At 36.0% G+C, this 680-nt stretch carries 1 protein-coding gene; it reads right to left on the bottom strand.

Annotation, left to right across the window (positions count from 1 at the left end):
- Positions 1-241: 241 nt before the first annotated feature.
- Positions 242-619 carry a hypothetical protein gene (locus E1163_RS00170; protein WP_155168520.1) on the bottom strand — a complete coding sequence of 126 codons (378 nt, stop codon included), beginning with the start codon at positions 617-619 and terminating at the stop codon, positions 242-244.
- Between the last annotated feature and the right edge of the window lie 61 nt (positions 620-680).

Here is a 680-nt window from a genome sequence, read left to right as displayed (position 1 = left end):
TTTTTAATGAATCGATTAGATTTATTCATTGATAGTAAAGCTTTACCGACAGGCTAACTAACTGATATATTCAATTTAGGATGAAAGTGGAAATTAGATTTTTGGTACTCGAGAACAATTTTGAAGAATCATTGTATAGTTATACCTGTTAAAGAGTTTCAAGGGGAAAATCCTGAAAGAACAAGAATTCACTAAATGTAGCTTTTAAGGGCAGGGTTTATAAATAGAGCCAGGGCAAGCACTATTCGTTCACCCAACTAAAAGCAGCTTCCATAGTATAAAATGGCCTGAATTCGAGCATATCCATACATTCTTCATTAGCCAGTATCGGGATTACGACCTGCTCAGGTTTCTGCATGATCAGCGCTATTTTTGCATGGAGGAACCAGGAAGCGTTTTCTTTATAGAAATTGGCTATCTCCATGGCCATTTGGGGAGGTGTAAGTAAGTTGCCTTTTCTATAATCGAGTATAAACTTTTTGACTCCCTGGGGTATTTTCTTGTCTTCTATAAGTTTGATCCAGTCATTTATCAGATCACTATATTCAATGTTTCCGTAAAAGTACTTGTAAAATATTTTCGACTCGGTGTCGTACCAATGTGTAATTTTTTTCTCCATCCTTGTCTGAATATGTCTAAACCATTATCGGGCAAATTGTATGCCCTGTAAACTGCCAATA

This window comes from Fulvivirga kasyanovii (assembly GCF_009711405.1).
Classification (GTDB): Bacteria; Bacteroidota; Bacteroidia; order Cytophagales; family Cyclobacteriaceae; genus Fulvivirga; species Fulvivirga kasyanovii.
Note: the sequence above shows the minus strand (reverse complement) of the source record. Positions and strands in the feature narration are given on the sequence as shown.